Source organism: Clostridium sp. (assembly GCF_029258205.1).
Lineage (GTDB): Bacteria > Bacillota > Clostridia > Clostridiales > Clostridiaceae > Sarcina.
The window spans coordinates 63,210-86,234 of sequence record NZ_JARHZJ010000026.1 but is presented as its reverse complement, the minus strand read 5'-3'; the positions used below and the strand labels follow the sequence as shown (position 1 = coordinate 86,234).

Sequence of the window (23,025 nt, the reverse complement as noted above, 5' to 3'; positions counted from 1 at the left end):
ACTTTTTGTTTTTAAACTATTTAACTATATCATAAATTAATGGTATATCTTTTACTGAATCTGAGATTTCATAATTAGCTAATATTCCATCTACTGCTTTATTACCTTTTTCTTCATCATTAGCATGAATATATGCTATGATATCTCCTTCATTAACTTTGTCCCCTCTTTTCTTTTCAAGAACAATACCAACAGATAAATCTATAATACTTTCTTTAGTAGCTCTTCCTGCTCCAAGTTCCATAGCAACTAATCCTAGATTTTCAGCATGAATTTTACTTACAACTCCTGATTTAGTAGCTTTAACTGGAATTATATATTTAGCATTATGGAAATTTGATATATCATCAATAACTGATGCATCTCCACCTTGAGCTTTTACAAATTCTTTTAATTTTTCAATTGCTTTTCCTGAAGTTATTGTTTCCATTAACATTTTTCTTGCTTCATCAGTATCTTTAGCAGCACCTGCTAAAACAACCATATTGCTTCCAAGTGTTAAGCAAAGCTCTAAAAGATCCTTAGGACCATTTCCTCTTAAAGTTTCTATGGCTTCTTTAACTTCTAAAGCATTACCTATAGCAAATCCTAAAGGTTGATCCATATCTGAAATTATGGCAACAGTATTTCTTCCAACATGTTTACCTATTCCAACCATTTCAGTTGCAAGTTCTCTAGCTGCTTCTGGAGTTTTCATAAATGCTCCGTCTCCAACTTTAACATCTAATACTATAGCATCAGCACCTGCTGCAATTTTTTTACTCATAATACTTGAAGCTATTAATGATACATTATCAACAGTTCCTGTAACATCTCTTAAAGCATAAAGTTTTTTATCAGCTGGAGCTAAATCTCCTGTTTGTCCACCAACTGCTAATTTTATATTGTTAACATTATTTATAAATTGATCCTTAGTCATTTCTACTGAGAATCCATCAAAACTTTCTAATTTATCTATTGTTCCACCAGTATGTCCAAGACCTCTTCCTGACATTTTAGCAACAGGAATTCCTAAAGCTGCAACCATAGGTCCTAAAACTAAAGTAGTAGTATCACCAACTCCACCTGTTGAATGCTTATCTACTTTTACCCCGTGTATTTCACTTAAATCTAATATATCTCCTGAATTAACCATAGCCATGGTTAAATCTGAGGTTTCTCTCTTATTCATTTTTTGGAAATATATAGCCATTAATAAGGCTGCTACTTGATAATCTGGTATTTCACCATTTGTATATTTGTCAACAAAAAAGTTTATTTCCTCAGTGCTTAATTCCCCACCATTTCTCTTTTTTAATATTAAATCATACATTCTCATAAGTTTCTTTCCTCCACACTCCTAAATTGTGATAACCTTTTCATAAACTTATTTTATCAGAGAGACTCCCTATTTACAAGTACTTTCAAATTATAGAACATTATATTTTTTTCAACATTAATCAATTTTTCTTTTATTAATTATAAAATTCAAATTATTTTTATGTATTTTTTAATAAACTATAATATTTTTAGGGTAAAAATTATAAAAAGAAAAGACTTTTATGAAAGCCTTTTCTTATATATATTATGCTCTTGGATGAGCTTTTCTGTATATATTATTAATTTTTTCATTGTTTATAATATCATAGTACATATCTATATAAGTCATAACTTGATTTCCTAATAGTTCTTGTACCACCTTAGCATTTGCTCCGTTTTGTAATAAATGCACTGCAAAAGAATGTCTAAATGTATTTAAATTTATATCTTTTCCAATATTTGCAATAACAGCATACTCCTTAACAATTCTCCAAACTCCTTGCCTAGTTATAGGTTCTCCACTCATATTTAAGAAAAGCTTATCTGATCCTTTAGAATTATCTTCTCTTACCACAATATATCTTTTAAGAGATTCCTTGGCTGCTTTTCCTATTGGTATAAGTCTCTCATACCCTCTATTATCTCTACAATTTACAAAAGATGAATCCAAATTAATATCTTCAATTTTTAAAGATATTAGCTCTGAAACTTTCATTCCAGTGGCATACATAAGTTCTAATAAGGCTTTATCACGTATTCCCTTTTCAGTTAAAACATTAGTAGAATTCATTATTTTATTTATCTCTTCAACAGTTAAAACTAAAGGTTTTTTCTTTTCAACTCTTTCTTTTTTCATAGTTAAATTTGGAACCTTATTTAAAAATTCTTCAGCCACTAAGAAATTATAAAAATTTCTTAAAGATATTATTGTTCTTTGAATTGATGATGGAGACTTGTGGCTCTCTTTTAGATGTTGTACATAAGATATTAAAGGATATGCGTCCTCATTTACCTTAAATCCTTTTTCCTCTACAAAATCTAAATACATAGAGACATCTGTAATGTATGCACTTACGGTATTCTTTCTCTTTCCTATTGATTCTAGATATACTTCGTATTTGCTTACTAAATCTTTCATATTAACTCCTAACCAAAATGTTATTACATAATTATTTATATTACAGAAATCACCTACTAATTACTAATCTTATTAAATTAGGTGATATATATGTTTCAATTAGTATTCCTGATATTATAATTAAGCTTAACATCCCTTGAAAGTTTAAATATGATCTACTAATATCAAGTTTTACTCTATCTCTGGATACTCCCATTTTCAACTTTGTAACTGAATGTCTTATAGCCAAAACACTGATTAACATTATTATTGGAATAAAAATTAAATTTTGAAGCATTAATCCTGATAAAACTAACATAATACCCTTGCTCCCTAACATACTAACTATTAAAGAAAATGTAAATCCAATAACATAACCTTTAACTAAATCCATCATAAGAATTATTGGAGTTCCTACGGATGTGTAACCTAATAAAACTATTATTACAACCATTGGAAGAACACTTTTTATACTATCTACAAGAATACTTGTGTAAGATACAGAATTCCCACCTAAAAATTCCAAAAAGTTGTTAAAATAAGTAGTAATTTCAACTCTATTAAAATCACTCATATAGTAAACTGTATAAGATCCTAAAACTATTCCAACTAAAAAGAATAAAAGTACCCATAAAAAAGTGATTTTATTTTCCTTTAATGACTCCATAAGTCTACTAAAAAAAATCCTCATAAATTCTTCTTCCCCTCCATTAAAGCTATTTATTAAAAGATATGATTAACATAATAAAAAGATACATACTTTTTTAAATTTACAAAAAAATAAGAACTAAAGCAATGTTACACCTCTAGTTCTTATTTATTATCATTTAATATTTTCATAGAAAAATAAACATGCTATAGTTTTTGCGTCAGTTATTTTACCTGCTATAATCATATTTTTAATTTCCTCTAAATAATATTCTTTTAAATTCAAAAACTCATCTTAATCAAAGTTTGTATTACCTTTTTTAAATTCATGAGCTTTTATATATATGCACCACTTCATCGCAAAATCTTGGTGATGGTGCTATTTTTCCTAAATATGTTATCTTATTAGCTAAATATCCTGTTTCTTCTTTAAATTCTCTCAAGGCTGCTTTTTCATATAAATCCATATCTCTCACCTCAATTTTAAATCTTGCAAAATTCTACAAGTATTCTTTTTAATTTATATAAAATATTATAAAATTTTAAAAGATATCTGTGAAAAATCCTCACCTAAATTAGTATCTATTTTTCTTCTTACTCTTCTCTTTTTCTTTTGAATTTTATAAGGACACCCATCAACATGTTTATTATTAGGTAATGTATAAAAATATTTTCCATCTCTATGCTTCTTTACTTCCCTAAACCCAAGTTTTGCTTTACATCCATCTATTGGACAAATTAAATTTTTTTTATATATTTTTTCATATTCAGATTTAGTTATACAATTAGCTAAAATAATCTTTTTTTCATTTCCTTCTACATATACTGCTTTTCTCAATTAAATTCCTCCTTTCTCTATATAGCATCACTTAAATATTATTATTTATATATGAAATCAATTTATAATCTATAACTTAACTAAACTGTTTTAATATATACCAATCATATATGTAAAACATATCTTTATAAAAAAGCACTTTTTACCACGCAATATTTTCGCTGATAAAAAGTGCTTTCTCCATAAATATAAATGCATACAAATATATTCATATTAAAGTTAATCATATTAATATTTTTATAAAATTATTTTTATAAATTATACTCAATTTTTAAAGTTTACTTGTATTTAAATACTAACAAATAGCTTACCTTATAATTTAGCTAACCTTATTTTTTAGTCTTAATTTATCTGCAACCATAGCTATAAACTCTGAGTTTGTTGGTTTACCTTTATCATTGTGAATAGTATGTCCAAATATTTTATTTATAGCATCTATTTGTCCTCTTCCCCAAGCAACCTCTATAGCATGTCTTATAGCTCTTTCAACCCTACTTGCAGTAGTATTGTATTTTTTCGCTATTGAAGGATACAATTCTTTTGTTATAGCTGATAATAATTCCATATCATTTACAACCATAGTTATAGCTTCCCTTAAGTACATATATCCTTTTATATGAGCTGGAACTCCTATTTCATGAATTATACTAGTTATCTCAACCTCTAAATCCATAGGTTCTTTACTATCTTCTGAAGATATATCTTCACTTTTTTCCCCTTCAACTACACTGATTTTAGGTTTACTATTAGTAGGTTCCTCTGATATTGTGCTATTAAACATTTGTCTTATTCTCTCTGTAAACACATCCATATCAAATGGCTTAACAACATAATAGTCTGCACCTAAAGTTATGGCTCTTTGAGTAATTTTATCTTGTCCAACAGCAGATAATACTATTACTCTTGGAGTTTTTTCTAATACTAGAGAATTTATTCTTTCAAGCACACCTAATCCATCTAAATGCGGCATAATTATATCTAATACAACTAAATCTGGTTGTTTCTCTTCTATAAGTTTTAAAGCTTCTAATCCATCTTTTGCAATTCCTGTCACAACAATATCTCTTTGACTTAATAAATAGTCATTTAAAATATTGCAAAACTCTTTGTTATCATCAGCAATTAATACAGATATTTTTGATTCCTTCATGCTTCCCTCTCCTTAACCAACTATATATATCCATTTTTTTACATTAATTCTTCTTTAACTATATTCGACAAAACTAAATTATTTCCTTCTAAAAAAAAATAAATACTAAAAAATTCATTTAATTTCCTAGTATTTATTATAACACATATTTACATTAATCACACTTATTTTATATCATATAATTTTGGCATCTTTTAACATCCATTCTATATATATTCCATATCCTACTTCAGGTTTATTAACTAAAACATGAGTTACAGCCCCAATTATTTTATCATTTTGTATAATTGGACTTCCACTCATTCCTTGAACAACACCGCCGGTTTTTTCTAATAATCTTTCATCTGTAATCTTAATAACCATACTTTTCGTGCTAATACTATCTTGTTTTGCAAGTTTTACAATTTCAACATCATATAACTTAGGACCTTCTTCATCAATAGTAGTTATAATATGAGCTGGTCCTGGTTGAATTTCATCTCTCCACCCTACTTTATAAGTTTTATTATTAATATTTTTTAAATTTTTTGTGTTTATTTTACCAAATATTCCACATTGAGTATTTTCTGTAACATTTCCTATAGGCATCTTATCACTTGAAAAAATTCCCCTTAATTCTCCTGGATTACCTTTAACTCCTTTTTTTATGCTTATTATTGAAGAATTTAAAAGATCTCCATTTTTTATTGAAAGAATTTTTTCTGTTTCACTATCTGTTATTGGATGACCTATTGCTCCATATTTTCCACTTTCTTTATCATAGAAAGTAAGTGTACCTACACCAGCAGTAGAATCTCTTACCCAAAGACCTATTTTATAATCACCATCTTGATTTTTTGATAAATTTATGTTTTTTGTTATTTCTTCACCATTTCTCTCAATCAAAATTTCAACATTTTCTGATTTACTCTCATTAATTTTTTTTGATAAATCTTTAGAATTTTTTATTTTATTTCCATTTACACTTATAAGTCTATCACCAATTTGTATACCACCATTTTGAGCTGGACTTGCTATTTCTCTATTTCCTATTGTTAAATCTGAATAACCCACTGCTAATACACCCTCTGTTGACACTCTTACACCAACTGAACTACCTCCAGCGCAAAGCTCTATATCTCTTTTTTCCTGTTCACTATTTACAAGAGCTACGCCATATCTGTTCTTAAACTTTTCATCATTACTACTCTTAGAATTTAAAGAATAGAAATTGCTACTTGCAAAAACATTATTACTCTCACAATAATCCCTTGCAAATGTTACAGAGGATAAAAGTAATATTAAAGAAATCATTATTATTGATATAATTTTTATTCTTTTGTTGATATTTTTCATTAACTATCTCCTCCTTTTCTATTCTTAATTTGCCCCTTTCAAAATCATAATATCCTATATTAACTTTGTTATTCTAGCCAAATCAATTTAAAATATACTAAAATTCTCATATTAGTTTTAAAATAAAAAAAAATAGAACTGTTTAACAGTTCTATTTTGTATTAAAAACCACTTTATTATGTATGAAAAGTCTTAATTGTTTCTTTTTTTGTGTCAGCTAAATCTATCATCTCTTTAGCACTTAGTAATGTATTGCTTGTCATTTCAACGCCACCTAGCATTTTTCCAACCTCTTCAATTTTTTGATTATAAGTTATAGGTTCAACCTTTGAAAAAGTCTTATTATCTATTACTTTTTTTCTAACCATATAATGATTATCTGACATACTTGCTATTTGAGGAAGATGTGTTATACAAAAAACTTGATGCTTTGTTGATATTTCATACATTTTTTCTCCTACTGATTGAGCTACTCTTCCACTTATACCTGTATCTATTTCATCAAATATAACAGTAGGAATCTTATCTTTATCTATGAACACAGCTTTTAAAGCTAACATTATTCTTGAAAGTTCTCCACCAGAAACTATTCTTTCCATAGGTTTTAAAGGTTCACCAGGATTTGTTGATATAAGAAATTGTACTTTGTCTCTACCTTTAAAGTTAAAGGTTTCATCTTCCTCAATAAGAACTTCAAATCTACATTTTCCTAAACCAACATAGGCTAACTCTTTATGAATATTTTCTTCTAAAACTTTTGCCAGTTCTATTCTCTTATTATGAATTCTATTAGCTATTTCACTTAAAACACTCTCAACTTTACTTTTTTCATTTAAAAGATCTTCAATTATTTTTTCTGAATTTTTAATATTATTTATTTGAGATAGAATATTATTTTTATATTCTAAGATTTCAGCTATAGTATTTCCATACTTTTTCTTTAAGGCAGCAATCTTAAACATACGGCTATTTATTTCTTCTAATTCATTACCATCATAAACACTTTCATCACATATATCTCTAATTTCTCTAGCCATTTCTTGTATTTCATAATACATTTCCATTATTTTAGAGTTTATAATTTTAATTTTTTCTAAATGCTCTTCAACATTTGAAAGTTCTCTATTTACTACTGACAAAGAATCTACTACACTGTTTTCAACACCATTTAATAAATTATATGATATTCCTAGTGAATTTTTTATTTTTTCTGCATTAGATAAAATATTAAATCTTTCTGTTAATTCTTCTTCTTCACCATTTCTAAGCTTGGCTTCTTCAATTTCATTTAACTGATATTCTAAATAATTTAAAAGTTTTTCATCTTTCCCTTCATTGCTCAGTTCACTTATTTGTCTTTCTATACACTTAAGCTCTAAGAATTTTTCTCCATATTCTTTTAAATCTTCACTTAACTTAGAATCTCCAAAATCATCTAAATACATTATATGATTTTCTTTATTTAATAAATTTTGATTATTATGTTGACCATGTATATCTAGAAGTGTGCTACTTATTTTTTTTAAAGTAGCTACTATTATACTTCTTCCATTAACCTTTATATTACTTCTACCATTTATAAAAGTTTCTCTAGAAATTATTAAAGTATCATCATACTCTATTTCTAAATCATTTAAAATTTCTTTAAGTCTCTCATTATCATCTATTGAAAATATAGCCTCTACAAAAGTCTTTTCTTCTCCAGTTCTAATTAAGTCCTTGTTAAACTTACTTCCTTGAACATAATTTATTGCATCTATAAGAATAGACTTACCAGCTCCAGTTTCTCCTGATAAAATAGTGAAACCTTCTTTAAAATCTAAAGATGCTTTTTCTATCAAAGCAAAATTATTTATAGTTAATTGTAAAAGCATACTTCTCCTCCTTAACTATAATTCTATCATTTCTAGTATCCTAGAAACTAGAGTTTCTGCTTTTTCTAAGCTTCTAACTAATATAAATATTGTGTTGTCTCCTGCTATAGTCCCAGCAATTTCACCTAAATGAAGTGTATCTATTGCTTCTGCCGCAGCAGATGCTGAACCTGATATTGTTTTAACAACAACCATCTTATCAACATTTTCTACTGAAGTTACAGTATTAGCTAATATATTGCTTAATCTATCAACCATTTCATTTTTTTCTTCTTCTATGATTGTATATCTATAGTGCCCTTTATTATCTTGTTTTTTAACAAGTTTTAAATTTTTTATATCTCTAGATACTGTAGCTTGAGTAACATCAAACCCAGCTTTTTTTAATTCTTCTGCTAACTCTTCTTGAGTTTCTATGGCTGTTGATTTTATAATTTCAATTATCTTAGAATGTCTCTTAGATTTCATCTTCAAATCACCTTCATAATATTTATTCTATCTTAAACAATTTTTTCCTTAGTACCTTAAAGTAACTTTTATTATCAAAAGAAATTATTCTAAAAAATTCTTTTGCTTTTTTTATTAAAACTTCATTATGTTTTTCTAATTTTAATGCTTTTTGTCCATCTATTGTAACAAAGACATCTGATTCATTAATAAGTGGCTTAATTCTTACTGTATTATTTCCGTCTATTATCATAGGTCTTGAATTTGGTGTATGCGGACATATAGGTACTATTGATACTATTTGTAAATCTGGCATTATAAGTGGACCTCCAGCTGAAAAAGAATAAGCTGTTGATCCTACTGGAGTAGAAATTATAACTCCATCCCCTTTAAAAGTAGCATAAAGTTCATCATTTATAAAGACCTCATATTGTGCCATTCTAGATAAAGTACCTCTAGCAACCACAATATCATTTAAAGCTCTTTCCTCTGAACATTCTCCCATTTCTATAGTACAAGAAAGTAACATTCTTTCCTCTACTTTATAGTCACGAACTTTTATTCTGTACAAAGCTTCTTCTAACTCGCTTATCTCAGCTGTAACTAAAAAACCTAAATTTCCAATGTTAATTCCTAAAATTGGAGTATCTATAACTGTAGAGAATTTTCTAGCTACACCTAAAAGTGTTCCATCTCCACCAAGAACTATTAAAAGATCTAAAGTCTTTAATTCTTTATAATCACCATTATAAAACTGATCTATAACTCTTATGTTATCAGGATTTAAATATTCTTTAACTTTTGAAATAACCAAGTTTAAAATTTTATTTTCTTTATCTTTTTCTTTATTAATTATAATTCCTATATTTCTCATGCCCCAAAACACACCTTTACTTTAACTATAAAGCTTATTCAAAGCAATTATAAAATTAATATTTATTATTCAATAATTTAATTTTTATAAATCACTATGAGATTTATCTACAACTTTATCTATAATATTATAATCAAACTCGTCTATATTGTTATTCTTCTTTAAATATATTAAATATTCTATATTTCCTTCTGGTCCTTTTATAGGAGAGAAATCAAGGCCTAATATATTTAATTTATGTGATAAGGCAAAATCTACAATTTTCTTAATTACTTCTTTATGAGTAGAAGCTTCTCTTACAACACCCTTCTTACCAACTTTTTCTCTACCAGCTTCAAATTGTGGCTTAATAAGTGCCATAACTTCTCCATTCTCATTTAAAAGATTAAGTACAGCTGGCAAAACAGTTGTTAGTGATATAAAAGATACATCTATTGATGCAAAATCACATAATTCTCCTATTTGCTCTGGAGTTGCATATCTTACATTAGTTCTTTCCATACAAACAACTCTTGGATCTACTCTAAGTTTCCAAGCAAATTGTCCATAACCAACATCAATTGAAAATACTTTTGAAGCATTATTTTGAAGCATACAATCAGTAAATCCACCAGTTGATGCTCCAATATCTAAACATCTCTTTCCTTTAAGATCTATTCCAAAAGATTTAACTGCTTTATCAAGTTTAAATCCACCCCTACTAACAAAAGGTAATTTTTCTCCTCTAAATATGATATTTGAGCTTACTGGAACTTTTTCTCCTGCCTTATCAACTCTCTTTTCTCCTATAAATACCATACCTGCCATTATATATCTCTTAGCTTTTTCTCGTGACTCAGCAATACCTTGTTCAACAAGCAGTACATCAAGTCTTTCTTTTTTTTCTTTTTTTTCTGCCATAATGTTCTCCTTTAAAGTAATTCAATTAATGTATTTTTTATGCCTTCTGCATCTAATCCATTAACTTCATATAAAATATCAGGTTTACCATGTTCTATGAACTTATCATCAAATGCTAATGTAACAACTTTTTCTTTATGTCCAATTTCATTTAAATATTCTAGAACACCTTCCCCAAAACCGCCTTTTTTAATATTATCTTCAATAGTTACAATCTTGAATCCATCTTTTGATAAAGAATTTAATACTTCCTTATCCATAGGTTTTATAAATGTTGCATTTATAATTAAAATATCTATATTTTTTTCTTCTTTTATTTTTTGTGTAGCAATCATAGCATGTTGAACCATTTTACCATTAGCAACTATTGCTATTTTCTCTCCATCTTTAACTTTTTCCCATTTTCCATATTCTATTTTACTTAATGGTTTTAAATTAACATCAATATCTCCACCTCTTGGATATCTTATAGCTAAAGGTTCATTAAAATCACTTGCCCATTTTAAAATAACTTCCATTTCATCTAAACACTTAGGAGCAACAATAGTCATATTAGGCATTGGAGATAAAAATGAAATATCAAATATTCCTTGATGCGTTTCTCCATCTTCCCCAACTAATCCAGCCCTATCTAAACAAAGTTTAATAGGTAAATTTTGCATGCACACATCATGTAAAACTTGATCATAAGCTCTTTGTAGAAAAGTTGAATAAACTGCAAAGAATGGTTTTAATCCCTCAGCTGCCATTCCAGCTGCTAAAGTAACAGCATGTTGCTCTGCTATTCCTACGTCAAAAAATCTATTAGGAAATTCTTCTCTAAATTCCTTTAATCCTGTTCCATCTGGCATAGAAGCAGTAATTGCAACAATCTTATCATCATTTTTAGCTAATTTAATCATGGCTTCCCCAAAAGTAGAAGAATAATTTCTACTTGCAAACTTTGAAATTATTCCTTGTTCTAAATCAAAAGGAGATACTCCATGATACTTATTAGGATTTTTTTCTGCTAATTCATAGCCTTTTCCTTTTTTAGTAACTGTATGTATTATTACTGGGCCTTTTATATTTTTAGCTATACTTAGAATCTCATTTAACTCTCTAATATTATGTCCATCTACTGGACCAAAATACTTTAATCCAATATCTTCAAAATACATGCTTGGTACAACAATTTTTTTAATACCCTCTTTTACTTTTGAAAGAGAGCTCTTTACTCTTTTTCCAATATAAGTAGTATCTAAAGTTGATCCAATATCTGATTTTAATTTATTATAACTTGCACCCATTCTAAGCTTATTTAAATAAGTTGCAAGTCCTCCAACATTTTTACATATAGACATTTGATTATCATTTAATATTATTATAAGATTATCTTTTCTATATCCAATGTCGTTTAATGCTTCTAAAGCCATTCCTCCAGTTAATGCTCCATCTCCTATAACTGCTATAACTTTATTTTGCTTTCCAAGCAGCTTCTGAGCTCTCGCCATCCCTGCTGCTGAAGATAGTGACGTACTACTATGTCCAGTAGCAAAGAAATCATATTCACTTTCTGTTCTCTTAGGAAAACCACATAATCCGCCATATTGTCTTAAAGTATTAAATTTATCTTTTCTTCCTGTTAAAACCTTATAGGCATAAGATTGATGTCCAACATCCCATATTATTCTATCTTCACTAAAATCAAAATTTTTAAATAATGCTACTGTTAAATCAACAACTCCTAAGTTTGAAGCTAAATGTCCTCCAGTATTTGAAACACTTTCAATTAAAAACTCTCTTAAATCTTTAGCTAATATTTCTAATTCTTTCTCATCTAAATCCTTTATTTCTTTAGGATCAGTTATTCTCTGTAGAATTTCACTCATTTAAACCAAATCCTTTATTATTAAAATTTTCTCTCTAGAAGTTTCATAGTTAACACTTTTAAAGGTTCTGTATTTCCTTCTATTGAATTTAATATCTCTATACATTCCTCAGTTATATTCACACATTTTTTCTTACATTCTTCCAATCCAAAAATGGTTATATAATTATTTTTATTACTTTCTTGGTCTTTGTGAACATTCTTCCCTAAATCTTTTGCATTTCCCACTACATCTAATATATCATCTTTTATTTGAAATGCTAAGCCTAACTTATATCCAAAGTCCTCTAATTTTTTAATATCTCCCTCTGAAGCTTCTGCTAAAACTGCTCCAGATATTATTGAAGCTTTTATAAGTTCGCCTGTTTTCTTTAAGTGCATGTAGTCTAATTCTTCTAAAGAAATTTCTTCCTTATCTTCATTTATTATATCAACAATTTGTCCGCCAATCATACCATCTGATCCTGCGGCATCTGCAATTATCTTAGTTGCTTTTAATGCATTTCTTCCTTTTTCTAAAGAATAATCAACTAAAATTTTTATAGCTTCATTTAAAAGAGCATCTCCAGCTAAAACAGCAATAGCTTCTCCAAAAACCTTATGATTTGTAGGCTTCCCTCTTCTTAAATCATCATCATCCATACATGGTAAGTCATCATGTATTAAAGAATAAGTGTGTATCATTTCTATGGCCATTGCAGGTGTTACTATTTTTTTATAATCGCTTTTATAAATATAGTAAGATAAAAGCATCAATATTGGTCTTATTCTTTTTCCCCCTACATTTATACTATATGACATTGAATCATATAAAACTTTATTGTATTCTCTATCTTTATTAAAATAAGCTTTTAAAGACTGGTCAATTTCCTCTTTTAAGCTATTAATATTCATTGCTGTATCCTCCAAAGTCTTCCTCTTTTTCATCTTCAACAACTTTTATCTTTCCTTCTAAAGTGTTGAGCTTTTTGTATAGTTTATTTATTATTTTAACGCCATTTTCATAGCTTTTTATAGACTCTTCTAAGGTCAACTCCCCATTTTCAAGTTGCTTTACGATTTCATTTAATTCACTAACCATACTTTCATAATTAGTTTCTTTTCTAGCCATTTTCTCTCTCTTTGCTCCTTATTCATTAATAATTTTTATATCTATATTAACGGAACCATCCTTCATTATCACTTTTACCATATCATTATTTTTTAATTCACTTACTTCGTTAATTACTTTATCTTCCTTATCCATTATTACTGAATACCCTCTTCCTAAGGTGCTTAATGGATTTAAAGTTTGTAATATGCTATTTAAAGCAATAACCTCATCTTTTGTCTTATCAATTTTTCTTTTTCCTAAAAAATTGAGCTTTTCTTCTAAAGTATGTACTTCTTTTATTCTTTTTTCAATTATATGTCTAGGATTATTAGCTTTTAATTCTTTGTATAATAAATCTATATTACTCTTTGCATTTAAAAATCTTCTGTCAATAGCCCTTTGTAAGAACTCTTTTTTATTTGCTAGATCATTTATCATTTCTTGTAATGATGGAGACACTAACTCTCCTGCTGCTGATGGTGTAGGTGCTCTCATATCACTTACAAAATCACTAATAGTAAAATCCACTTCGTGACCAACAGCTGATACAGTAGGTATTCTGCTATTAAATATCTCATATGCTAATTCTCTATTATTAAAAGCCCAAAGTTCTTCAATAGATCCTCCACCTCTACCTAATATGATAACATCAACTGATTTCTTATTATTAAAATATCTAATACCTTCAATTATTGAATCTGCTGAATTTTCTCCTTGAACCTTTGCTGGATATAAAATAATATCTAAAGATTTATTTCTTCTTTGAATTACGTTTATTATATCCCTTATTGCCGCTCCAGTCCTTGCTGTAATTATTCCAATTCTCTTAGGGAATTTTGGTAATTCTCTCTTATATTTTTCATCAAAAATCCCTTCCTTACTAAGCTCTTTTTTTAATTTATGGAATTCTTCAAAAAGTTCTCCAATACCTGCTTTTTTAATATTCTCACAGTAAAGCTGATAAGTTCCTTCTTTATGATAAACACCTAATCTAGCTTTTACCTCTACCTTCATTCCTTCTTCTAGTCTAAAATCCAAATTAACTGCATTATTTTTAAACATAATGCAGTTAACCTTGCTATTTTCATCTTTTAATGAAAAATAAATATGACCACTTGAATGGAATTTTAAATTAGATATTTCACCTTTGACATTAAGATTCTTTAATATAAAGTCATTTTCAACTAACTTTTTAACGTAGTTATTAACTTCACTAACAGATAATGTCTTTAGTTTCATTCTAATCTAACTCCTTACAAACATTTTTTAAAAGAAGAGTCGTAGTTAAAGACCCTACGCCTCCTGGAACTGGTGTAATTAATGATACTTTTTCATAAACATCATCAAAATTAACATCTCCAGTTATTTTACCATTAACCTCACTAGTTCCTACATCAATAACAACCGCTCCTTCTCTAACATAAGAAGAATCTATGAAATTAGCCCTTCCAATAGCTACTACTAATATGTCAGCTCTCTTGCAAACTTCTTTTAAGTTCTTAGTTCTTGAATGACATACAGTTACTGTAGCATTTTCATTTAAAAACATTTGAAAAAGAGGTTTACCAACTATATTACTTCTTCCAATAATAACAACTTCTTTCCCCTCAATTTCAATGTTATAAGCTTTTAAAAGAGTTATTACACTGTTTGGTGTGCATGGCATAAAACACTTCTCTCCCTTATAAAATCTACCTACACTTACATCTGAAAGACAATCTAAGTCTTTATCTACATCTATTAAATTTGTAACTTCTCTCTCATCAATATGCTTTGGTAAAGGTAATAAAAGCATTATTCCATTTACACTATCATCTTTATTTAACTCTTCTATCTTAAGTTTTAGATTTTCTTCTGAAATACTTTCATCTAGTTTTATCTTCTCAAAATCTATTCCTAAATTATTAGCTAATTTTTCTTGGAAGTTTTGGTAATATACTGAGCCTCCATCATCCCCAACTAGTATAGACGATATCTTTAAAGACTTTCCAGAAGCTTTTAATTTCTCTGTATAACTCTTAATTTGCCCCTTTATGTCTATAGCCACTGTTTTTCCGCTTAAAATCTTATCCATTACCTGCCCCTCCAAATCTATAATTCTAGTAAATATAAATTTTATCCTTATTGAATATTCTTATATACTTTATCTAAAACTCCATTTATAAATGAAACTGATTTATTATCTGAATATTTTTTACATAATTCAATAGCTTCATTTATTGATACCTTTCCTGGTATATCATCTGTAAATAACATTTCATATGTAGAAATTCTTAAAATTGATAAGTTAACTTTTGAAATTCTGTTTAATTTCCATTTTACAAGTTGACTTTGTATTAGAGAATCTAACTTTTCTTTATTTTTTTCTATTCCTAATAATCCTGATTTTATGTATTCTAAATCTAAATCATCCTTAGAAATATCTTCGTTCTCAATAAAAGAATTGAAAGTTTCTGATGCAGTTTCTGAAGTTATTTCCATTTGGTAAGCTAATTGTAATAAATATTCTCTTGATTTTACTCTATTCATTATATCCTCCTATGTTTTGAAAATACTCTATTTAGTATTATTGTCTTAATTTATATTATTAATCATATAGTTAATGATTTAACACAATGAAACACCCTCTGAAATCAGAGGGTGACTACTATTTTTTTAATATTTCATTTTTATCTTCTTCTTTTAAGATAATTATGTTTTGCACATATATGTTCACTAGTGCCACCTTAAGTCCAGTTATAGCTTCAACAGTCCTTCTTACGTTTTCTTGCACTTGAGAAACTACATCAGGGATCTTAATTCCGTATTGAACAGTAACACCAATCTCAATAACAGCTTCACCATTCTCTACATTAACCTTAATGCCCTTACCTAAACTTTTCTTTGAAAATTTATGTCCTATTCCAGTGCTATTATTATGATTTATCTCTAGTATTCCGTCTATCTCAGATGCAGCTATACCAGCTACGACACCGATAACTTCATCAGATATATTAACTATACCTAAGTTAGCTTCATCTCTATTCATTTCATTCATAAAGCTGAACCCTCCTACTAATCTTCACGAAACTTAATTAGTTATAGGTTCATTATAGCAAATAACTAATTACAATACAATTAATTATTTTTTTTCTATATCAACGTCATATACTTTTGATACATTCATAACTATATCTTGAATTTCAACCATTTTCTCTTTAGTTAACTCTTCATTAGTCTTAACTACAACCTTAGCATTATCACCATCTATAAAACATATTACATCTTCATAACCTTTACTCTTTATACTAAGTTCTATTCTTGTTTCATAATCTCTTGCCATAGTCTTTTCAGTTAATTCTTTTTCAGCTTCTTCTTTTTGCTCTGCTGAAGTGTTTTTATCTTCTACTATAGCTTTTAAGTTATCAATAGTTTTAGAATCTTTTTGTTCTCTTAAATTTCTTGATTCATAAAAATAATTTGAAGATGTTTCAGTTGCATTGTCATCATTTTCTCCAAAAGCTGTAGGAACTTCTCCCATACTCTCTTTGATTTGATTGTTAACTCTTGTTGCTAGAACTCCAGTACAAACTATTAATGCTAAAAGTGTTAAAATTATCCCTGCTTGTTTTTTATTCATAATGAACCCTCCATAAATTTCAATTTTATTTTTTCATAGCTAATACATTTACCTTATCTACACTTATGTTATATAAGCTTGATATTGCTTTTGTTATTTCATACTTTATTTTGCTATCTTCTGCTCCTTCAGCCACAACCATGACCCCTAAAACCTCTGGTTTTTCTGTCTTTAATATAACTGGTTCACTTCCATTTGAACTATTTGACATAACTATTTTATCTCCATCTGTTTCTTGTGAATTAACTCTTTTTCCTCCTTCGCTATCAGTTTCTTCTGTAGTACTTTTTTGAGAAGAATTATCTAATGCTGGTACTTTTACTTCACTACTTTGAAAGTTTATTACTACATCTACTGATCCTACTCCATTTATTTTTCCTAATATCCTCTCTAAATCTTTTTCTTGCTTTTCTTGATAACTTAAAACCTCTGAATCTTTTTGACTATTACTATTGACATCTTCTTTTGATACTTTTTCTAAATTAGTTTTCTCACTCTTAGTTATATTGTTTACACCTGTAAAATATGACACAACTAAATAAATCATTATAACTAATAAAAGTAATATTATTAAATTAGTAATATTCTTCTGTTTTAAAATTTTAGATATTCTATCCTTTAACCCCAGCACCTTTATATTCCCTCCTATGCATATGAAACAATTATATTTTCATGAGAAATTTCAAGTTCCTTTTCAACAAATTTTTCAATTTTTTCTAAAAAAGAATCTTTTTCCTCTTCTTTATTAACCATTTCTTTTCCAACAACAACCTTATCTACTTTTTTTACTTTTTTTTTATCTAAAACTGTAATTTCTGCTTTTTCAATATTAAATTTCACTTCATCAAAATCTATCTTTCCAATTAAATTAACCCCAAATTCATTCTCATAGAATTCATCTTTTAATGACTTTTCTAAGTTTTTCTCAACACTTTTTAAAATGGACTCTTCATCATACAATGACTTTTTTTCTTTATCTTCTATTCCAACATAACTTATTTTATCCTCAAAAACAGTTTCATCTATATCCTTATTCAAAGTCAAAAGCCCTATTATTGGTGATAACATTACAGAAAGTATTATTAATGAAAATGCAAACTTAACATGTTTTTTTATCGAAGAATTAGGTAAAATTATATGAGCAATAGATATGATGACTATAACAACACAAAGTGTTGAAATCCAATTTTTTAAAAATTCCATTTTTTCTATCCTCCTACAATAAAATTACCTGCCGTAGCCATCATAGATACCATAATAAAGAACATTATACTTACACTTATTATGCATGACATTATCATAAATAATGCTTCTCCAACGGTTTCTACACTGCTAGAAATCTTTGAATCGACAACAGGCTCAATAACTGCTGACGTAAGTTTAAAACATATAGCCATAAGACCTATTTTTATTATTGGATAAATTACAATTACAACTAGAACTATTACTCCTAAAGAAGTTATTACACTTTTCAATGCTAAAGAATATCCTGCTACTGTTGTTACTGCATCTGAAAATGCTTTTCCCACTATAGGTACAAAATTATCTACAGCAAACTTAACTGTTTTTACAGCTACTGCATCTAAGGTATCTGAAGTCATTCCTCTTAAAGTTAATATTCCAATAAATATTGTCAATATAAATCCTTGAGATATCATAACAAGCTGTTTTATAAAAGTACACATTCTCTCTATTTTAAATTCGCTAGAAAGATTATTAACAAACTGTAATGTAAAATATGCTAGTATTAATGGGAATAAAAAGTATGTGTAAATTCTAGGAGTTATAGAAACTGCTCCTAGTACTATTGGGTCTATAGTAACAGCTGATGTTACTCCACCTGATGTAGCTATAAGCATTACAATAACAGGAACAATAACATTCATAAAATCTATAATTGAAGTTAGGACTTCTTTTCCTAAGTTAAGAGATATAAAGAAACTTTTAGTTAAAAGCATTATAAGTAGGGCATAGCAAGCAAAAAATGCTACCTGTGTTACTCCCTCTTCAATATTAAAAGCATCTTGTAAATTTTTAAGCAAGGCACTTAAAAGGGCAATTACTAATATTGAAGCGATAAACTTTAAAACTATGTTAAGTTCTCTAAACATATAGCTAAGTATTGAAGCCCCTATTTTCTTTAATGTTATTGGATCTTCTCCATTTTCTAAATAATTCATTATATATTCCTTAGCAGACATATTACCTAATATATCTTCTTCTGTTTCTAAATTATTTATATAATCATAAAATCTTTCTATTCTTGAGTCATTGTCTATTTTTTCTTTTGAACTCTCTAAGTTATCATTCGCCAAAACTTTTAAGTTAAAGCAAAATACAAAGATAAGAGATAATAATATTATGTTTATTAACTTTTTCATATCTTAGCTCCTACATTATACTTAAAATAGAATTCAAAATATTAGCCATTATTGGTATAGCTAATAAGAGAATCATGATTTTTCCTGTAAACTCTACCTTCTTACCTAGTAATGTGACCCCTGCATCATTACATATATAACTACAAAAAGTAGAAAGATATGCTATGGCAATAATTTTCATAACTATAGCAATATATGATGAATCCATTCCAGACTCTCTTGCTATATCCTGCATAAATACTATTATTTCATTAACATAAGGCATTACAAAAAGAAAAATTACTATGCCAGCTCCTAAAAGAAGAAAAACTGCAAAGGTGCTCTTATTATCTTGTAAGACGAGATATAAAAACAAACTTATGAGTACAAAACTTATTACTTGTATAACTATATCCATATTTAATTTTGCCAGTAATCTTTTCTTTATTTGAACCTTAGATTACTGTCATAGCCACCCCCTTCTGAATGTATTTCATAAATCTATTAAAATAAAAACATAGATTTAACAGAAGAAAATAATCTACTTATAAGTTGAATCATCATAGTAAGTATTATCACTACCCCAACTATATTCGCTAAAGTTGCATATTCCTTTTTTCCACTTTGTTCAAGAACTTTATCTAGTATAACAAGCACTATACCAACTCCTGCAATCTGAAAAATCAAAGATAAATCCGACATATATGGCCTCCCCCTAAAACTTAACTCTTATAAATAGTCCAAAATCAAAATTTCTTTCCTAAAAATCTATTAGACTAAACAAGAAAAATAGCTATCATTGCACCTATTGCAACGCCTAAACATCTATATATCTTAGTATTTTTATTACACTCATCTTCAGCTACTTCTAATTCTATATCTAGCTTTTCTTTTGCTAAATTAAATATCTTAATTTGTCCCTCTACATTGGTTTCTCCTAAAGACTTTGAAAGATCTAATAAAATTTCAAAATCCTTATTCATTAGATTCATTTCTTTCTTATGTTCATTTATACTTTCTTTAAAAGCCATATATACATTTTCCACTTGATTATTTTTTAATTTTAAAGAAATTTCATCAAATAACTCTTTTATTGGACTTTTAGCTTTTAAGGCTATACTCTCTATACTCTCTGGTAAAGGAGTATAAGTATAAACAATATCATTTTCAAAATCTATTAAAGCTCTTTTTAACTCTCTAAGTTGTAAAAGTCTATTTCTAAATCCTTCTCCATATAGGTATCCAATTAAGGAGCTAAGCAGAACTATAATAAGCAGAAAAAAAATTTTCATTTTATCCTCCTATTAAAGATAACTTTGATAATATATATGTTATTTTTATACCTTTTAGCTTAATATTTTAAACATTCAATTTTAAAAAATATATAACTACTCTTTATAAAAGATCTATGAAAAATTAATTTTATTATGTTAAATATCATTAAACATTATATATACCTTCAATAGTTCCAATTCCTTTTTTAGCGCTAAGAACTACAACTTTATTTATTATATTATTTTTTACAACTTCCCTAAAAACAGGTCTCTTATACAATTCTTCAATATTTCTTCCATGCAAGGTAGCTATAATACTAACTCCTGAATTATATGCCATCATTAATCCTTCCATATCTTTATAAGTTCCAATCTCATCACATATAATAACTTCTGGTGAAAGCCCTCTTACGGCCATCATCATACCTTCACTTTTTATACAATTATCATATACATCAGTTCTTATTCCTACATTCATTTGGGGAATTCCATTGTAACAAGCAGCTATTTCACTTCTTTCATCAATTACAACTGTTCTCTTCCCCTTAAAACCAATTTGAGAAATTCCATTAGATATATTTCTTGTAATATCTCTTAAAAGTGTGGTTTTACCACATTTAGGTGGAGATATTATTAAAGTATTATTCACTCTATTATTTTCTACTAAGCTATTCATTAAACTATTTGAACAACCTAATATTTCTCTACAAACTCTTATATTTAAAGAAGTTATATTCCTAATAGTTTTAATACAATTATCTTCTATTACACATTGACCTGCCAATCCAACTCTATGTCCTCCTTGGATAGTTATATATCCTTGTCTTATATCCTCCTCAAAAGCATATAAAGAGTAGTTACTTATTTTTTGAATTATGGTTTTAACATCCTCTCTCGTTATTACATAATTGAAAATTGTTTCTGTATTATCTAAAACTATGTTAAGAGGCTTTCCAACCTTAACTCTAATCTCTTGTAATTTACTTAAATTACTTTTGTCTTTTAAACAAGAATTTATCTTTTCTGGTAATACAGCAAATATTTCTTTCAAAGTACCTCCTCCCTTTCTATTAAAATTTATTAGTTTACATAAGAAATTATTCTAATTATTTTTAAAATAATAAATCTTTTTGGTACATCTTTTTTGAATATATTTAAATGTATTACTTTACATAAAAAACTATTCTAACTATTTTCTAATTTTGGATAAAAAAATAAACTGTACCTTTTATAAGGCACAGTTTATTAAACTTCAAATTCATTTCCACAATAAGGACAAGGTATACTTTCAGATCTGTTTAATATATCTTTTTCTATGTATATAGGCTTATGACATTTATCACAAACTACTTCACAATATTCATCATCATATTCTTCAAGCTCTTCTAAAGTTAGCTCTTCAAAAAGTTCATCCTGTACTCCACTTAAATCATCATTTAGTAGATTTACATTTTCATCTAAAGTTTCAACATTAACTTGTAACTCTTCAACCTTATCAACTAAAGATGAAATTACATTAAGTAAGGAATCCTTAAATTCTTTATCTAACTCAGTGTTTTTATCCATAGCTTTAAGTAAGTTGCTAATATTATTTTTAATATCCTTCACTGAAATCACTTCCTTATATTAAATATGCTAAGCTTCAAAAGCTTAGCATAAATTTATTTTTATCTATATTCACTAGATAAATTTGACTTAAATACATTTAAATCGAGTTTTTTATTAAACTCTTTCCATGTACTCGCCAGTTCTAGTATCTATTCTTATAGTGTTTCCTTCTTCAACGAACATAGGAACCATAACTGTTGCACCAGTTTCAACAACTGCAGTTTTCATAGCTGTAGTAGCAGTGTTTCCTTTAACACTTGGTTCACACTCAGTTATTAATAACTCAACAAAGTTTGGAGCTTCTACTGAGAAAGCTTCTCCTTTGTAGAATTTGATTACAGCGTTCATGTTTTCTTTTAAGAATTTTATAGCATCTTCAACTTTTTCATGGTTTAAAGGAATTTGCTCGAAAGTCTCTTGATCCATGAAGTAGTATAATTCTCCATCTGAATAAAGGTATTGCATTTCTTTTCTTTCGATTATAGCTTCTTGTAATTTATCAGTTGGGTTGAAAGTTCTGTCTGTAACACCACCCATTATAACGTTTCTTAATTTAGTTCTAACGAAAGCAGCACCTTTTCCTGGTTTAACGTGTAAAAAGTCTATAACTGTGTATACTTGTCCATCCAGTTCAAAAGTAGTTCCTTTTCTTAAATCACTTCCTGATATCATTAAGTATCCCTCCAAAATCTATTAATTCATTTTATATTATAACCCTT

Annotated in this window: 28 protein-coding genes; all 28 read right to left on the bottom strand. The window is 27.7% G+C overall.

Annotated features, from left to right (window positions below; all coding sequences use genetic code 11):
• Positions 1 to 16: 16 nt before the first annotated feature.
• The 28 genes from Q1J60_RS03850 to efp all read right to left on the bottom strand — a co-directional run bounded on the left by Q1J60_RS03850 (position 17) and on the right by efp (position 22,978).
• Complete coding sequence (locus tag Q1J60_RS03850; RefSeq protein WP_300258714.1) at positions 17 to 1,318, bottom strand: pyrimidine-nucleoside phosphorylase; 1,302 nt, start codon at positions 1,316 to 1,318, stop codon at positions 17 to 19.
• Between the two features lie 246 nt (positions 1,319 to 1,564).
• Entirely contained in the window at positions 1,565 to 2,437 is an 873-nt protein-coding gene (locus Q1J60_RS03845; RefSeq protein WP_300258712.1) for a site-specific tyrosine recombinase, read from the bottom strand.
• Positions 2,438 to 2,486: 49 nt separating this feature from the next.
• Positions 2,487 to 3,107 (bottom strand): stage II sporulation protein M, encoded by a 621-nt coding sequence (gene spoIIM / locus Q1J60_RS03840; protein WP_300258710.1) that lies wholly within the window; start codon positions 3,105 to 3,107, stop codon positions 2,487 to 2,489.
• Between the two features lie 283 nt (positions 3,108 to 3,390).
• On the bottom strand, positions 3,391 to 3,531 hold the full coding sequence (locus tag Q1J60_RS03835) for an NUDIX domain-containing protein (protein ID WP_300258707.1): 141 nt from the start codon (positions 3,529 to 3,531) through the stop codon (positions 3,391 to 3,393).
• Positions 3,532 to 3,596: 65 nt separating this feature from the next.
• Entirely contained in the window at positions 3,597 to 3,902 is a 306-nt protein-coding gene (locus tag Q1J60_RS03830) for a hypothetical protein (RefSeq protein WP_300258706.1), read from the bottom strand.
• Between the two features lie 319 nt (positions 3,903 to 4,221).
• Positions 4,222 to 5,052 carry a sporulation transcription factor Spo0A gene (spo0A, locus tag Q1J60_RS03825; protein ID WP_300258705.1) on the bottom strand — a complete coding sequence of 277 codons (831 nt, stop codon included), beginning with the start codon at positions 5,050 to 5,052 and terminating at the stop codon, positions 4,222 to 4,224.
• Positions 5,053 to 5,226: 174 nt separating this feature from the next.
• On the bottom strand, positions 5,227 to 6,387 hold the full coding sequence (spoIVB, locus tag Q1J60_RS03820; protein ID WP_300258704.1) for a SpoIVB peptidase: 1,161 nt from the start codon (positions 6,385 to 6,387) through the stop codon (positions 5,227 to 5,229).
• Between the two features lie 176 nt (positions 6,388 to 6,563).
• Complete coding sequence (gene recN / locus Q1J60_RS03815) at positions 6,564 to 8,261, bottom strand: DNA repair protein RecN (protein ID WP_300258702.1); 1,698 nt, start codon at positions 8,259 to 8,261, stop codon at positions 6,564 to 6,566.
• A gap of 15 nt (positions 8,262 to 8,276) precedes the next feature.
• The gene (locus tag Q1J60_RS03810; protein ID WP_300258701.1) at positions 8,277 to 8,729 is read right to left on the bottom strand and encodes an arginine repressor; all 453 of its coding nucleotides are present in this window, start codon (positions 8,727 to 8,729) and stop codon (positions 8,277 to 8,279) included.
• Positions 8,730 to 8,751: 22 nt separating this feature from the next.
• On the bottom strand, positions 8,752 to 9,582 hold the full coding sequence (locus Q1J60_RS03805; RefSeq protein WP_300258699.1) for an NAD(+)/NADH kinase: 831 nt from the start codon (positions 9,580 to 9,582) through the stop codon (positions 8,752 to 8,754).
• Between the two features lie 84 nt (positions 9,583 to 9,666).
• Positions 9,667 to 10,482, bottom strand: a complete 816-nt coding sequence (locus tag Q1J60_RS03800; protein ID WP_300258697.1) for a TlyA family RNA methyltransferase — start codon at positions 10,480 to 10,482, stop codon at positions 9,667 to 9,669.
• A gap of 11 nt (positions 10,483 to 10,493) precedes the next feature.
• Positions 10,494 to 12,353: a 1-deoxy-D-xylulose-5-phosphate synthase gene (gene dxs / locus Q1J60_RS03795; protein WP_300258694.1), complete on the bottom strand. Its 1,860-nt coding sequence runs from the start codon at positions 12,351 to 12,353 to the stop codon at positions 10,494 to 10,496.
• Between the two features lie 20 nt (positions 12,354 to 12,373).
• Complete coding sequence (locus Q1J60_RS03790; protein WP_300258692.1) at positions 12,374 to 13,246, bottom strand: polyprenyl synthetase family protein; 873 nt, start codon at positions 13,244 to 13,246, stop codon at positions 12,374 to 12,376.
• A complete protein-coding gene (locus Q1J60_RS03785) occupies positions 13,236 to 13,463 on the bottom strand; it encodes an exodeoxyribonuclease VII small subunit (protein ID WP_300258690.1) in 228 nt (75 codons plus the stop codon). The genes Q1J60_RS03790 and Q1J60_RS03785 overlap by 11 nt, the downstream gene beginning before the upstream one ends.
• An 18-nt stretch (positions 13,464 to 13,481) precedes the next feature.
• Positions 13,482 to 14,684, bottom strand: a complete 1,203-nt coding sequence (xseA, locus tag Q1J60_RS03780) for an exodeoxyribonuclease VII large subunit (RefSeq protein ID WP_300258688.1) — start codon at positions 14,682 to 14,684, stop codon at positions 13,482 to 13,484.
• A 1-nt stretch (position 14,685) separates the two neighbouring features.
• Complete coding sequence (locus Q1J60_RS03775) at positions 14,686 to 15,519, bottom strand: bifunctional methylenetetrahydrofolate dehydrogenase/methenyltetrahydrofolate cyclohydrolase (protein ID WP_300258686.1); 834 nt, start codon at positions 15,517 to 15,519, stop codon at positions 14,686 to 14,688.
• Positions 15,520 to 15,566: 47 nt separating this feature from the next.
• The gene (gene nusB / locus Q1J60_RS03770; RefSeq protein WP_300258684.1) at positions 15,567 to 15,974 is read right to left on the bottom strand and encodes a transcription antitermination factor NusB; all 408 of its coding nucleotides are present in this window, start codon (positions 15,972 to 15,974) and stop codon (positions 15,567 to 15,569) included.
• 118 nt (positions 15,975 to 16,092) lie between these two features.
• Positions 16,093 to 16,482, bottom strand: a complete 390-nt coding sequence (locus tag Q1J60_RS03765) for an Asp23/Gls24 family envelope stress response protein (protein WP_003451410.1) — start codon at positions 16,480 to 16,482, stop codon at positions 16,093 to 16,095.
• A gap of 84 nt (positions 16,483 to 16,566) precedes the next feature.
• Complete coding sequence (locus tag Q1J60_RS03760; protein ID WP_300258681.1) at positions 16,567 to 17,064, bottom strand: SpoIIIAH-like family protein; 498 nt, start codon at positions 17,062 to 17,064, stop codon at positions 16,567 to 16,569.
• Between the two features lie 25 nt (positions 17,065 to 17,089).
• On the bottom strand, positions 17,090 to 17,695 hold the full coding sequence (gene spoIIIAG / locus Q1J60_RS03755; protein ID WP_300258678.1) for a stage III sporulation protein AG: 606 nt from the start codon (positions 17,693 to 17,695) through the stop codon (positions 17,090 to 17,092).
• 14 nt (positions 17,696 to 17,709) lie between these two features.
• The gene (gene spoIIIAF / locus Q1J60_RS03750) at positions 17,710 to 18,267 is read right to left on the bottom strand and encodes a stage III sporulation protein AF (protein WP_300258675.1); all 558 of its coding nucleotides are present in this window, start codon (positions 18,265 to 18,267) and stop codon (positions 17,710 to 17,712) included.
• Between the two features lie 5 nt (positions 18,268 to 18,272).
• Positions 18,273 to 19,445 carry a stage III sporulation protein AE gene (gene spoIIIAE / locus Q1J60_RS03745; RefSeq protein ID WP_300258672.1) on the bottom strand — a complete coding sequence of 391 codons (1,173 nt, stop codon included), beginning with the start codon at positions 19,443 to 19,445 and terminating at the stop codon, positions 18,273 to 18,275.
• 10 nt (positions 19,446 to 19,455) lie between these two features.
• Positions 19,456 to 19,842 (bottom strand): stage III sporulation protein AD, encoded by a 387-nt coding sequence (gene spoIIIAD, locus Q1J60_RS03740; protein WP_300258669.1) that lies wholly within the window; start codon positions 19,840 to 19,842, stop codon positions 19,456 to 19,458.
• A gap of 86 nt (positions 19,843 to 19,928) precedes the next feature.
• The gene (gene spoIIIAC / locus Q1J60_RS03735; RefSeq protein WP_011592695.1) at positions 19,929 to 20,126 is read right to left on the bottom strand and encodes a stage III sporulation protein AC; all 198 of its coding nucleotides are present in this window, start codon (positions 20,124 to 20,126) and stop codon (positions 19,929 to 19,931) included.
• A 74-nt stretch (positions 20,127 to 20,200) separates the two neighbouring features.
• A complete protein-coding gene (spoIIIAB, locus tag Q1J60_RS03730; protein WP_300258666.1) occupies positions 20,201 to 20,716 on the bottom strand; it encodes a stage III sporulation protein SpoIIIAB in 516 nt (171 codons plus the stop codon).
• Positions 20,717 to 20,864: 148 nt separating this feature from the next.
• The gene (gene spoIIIAA / locus Q1J60_RS03725; protein WP_300258664.1) at positions 20,865 to 21,749 is read right to left on the bottom strand and encodes a stage III sporulation protein AA; all 885 of its coding nucleotides are present in this window, start codon (positions 21,747 to 21,749) and stop codon (positions 20,865 to 20,867) included.
• A 194-nt stretch (positions 21,750 to 21,943) separates the two neighbouring features.
• Positions 21,944 to 22,306 carry a CD1247 N-terminal domain-containing protein gene (locus Q1J60_RS03720; RefSeq protein ID WP_003451464.1) on the bottom strand — a complete coding sequence of 121 codons (363 nt, stop codon included), beginning with the start codon at positions 22,304 to 22,306 and terminating at the stop codon, positions 21,944 to 21,946.
• Positions 22,307 to 22,420: 114 nt separating this feature from the next.
• Positions 22,421 to 22,978 (bottom strand): elongation factor P, encoded by a 558-nt coding sequence (gene efp, locus Q1J60_RS03715; protein WP_003451649.1) that lies wholly within the window; start codon positions 22,976 to 22,978, stop codon positions 22,421 to 22,423.
• Positions 22,979 to 23,025 lie beyond the last annotated feature (47 nt).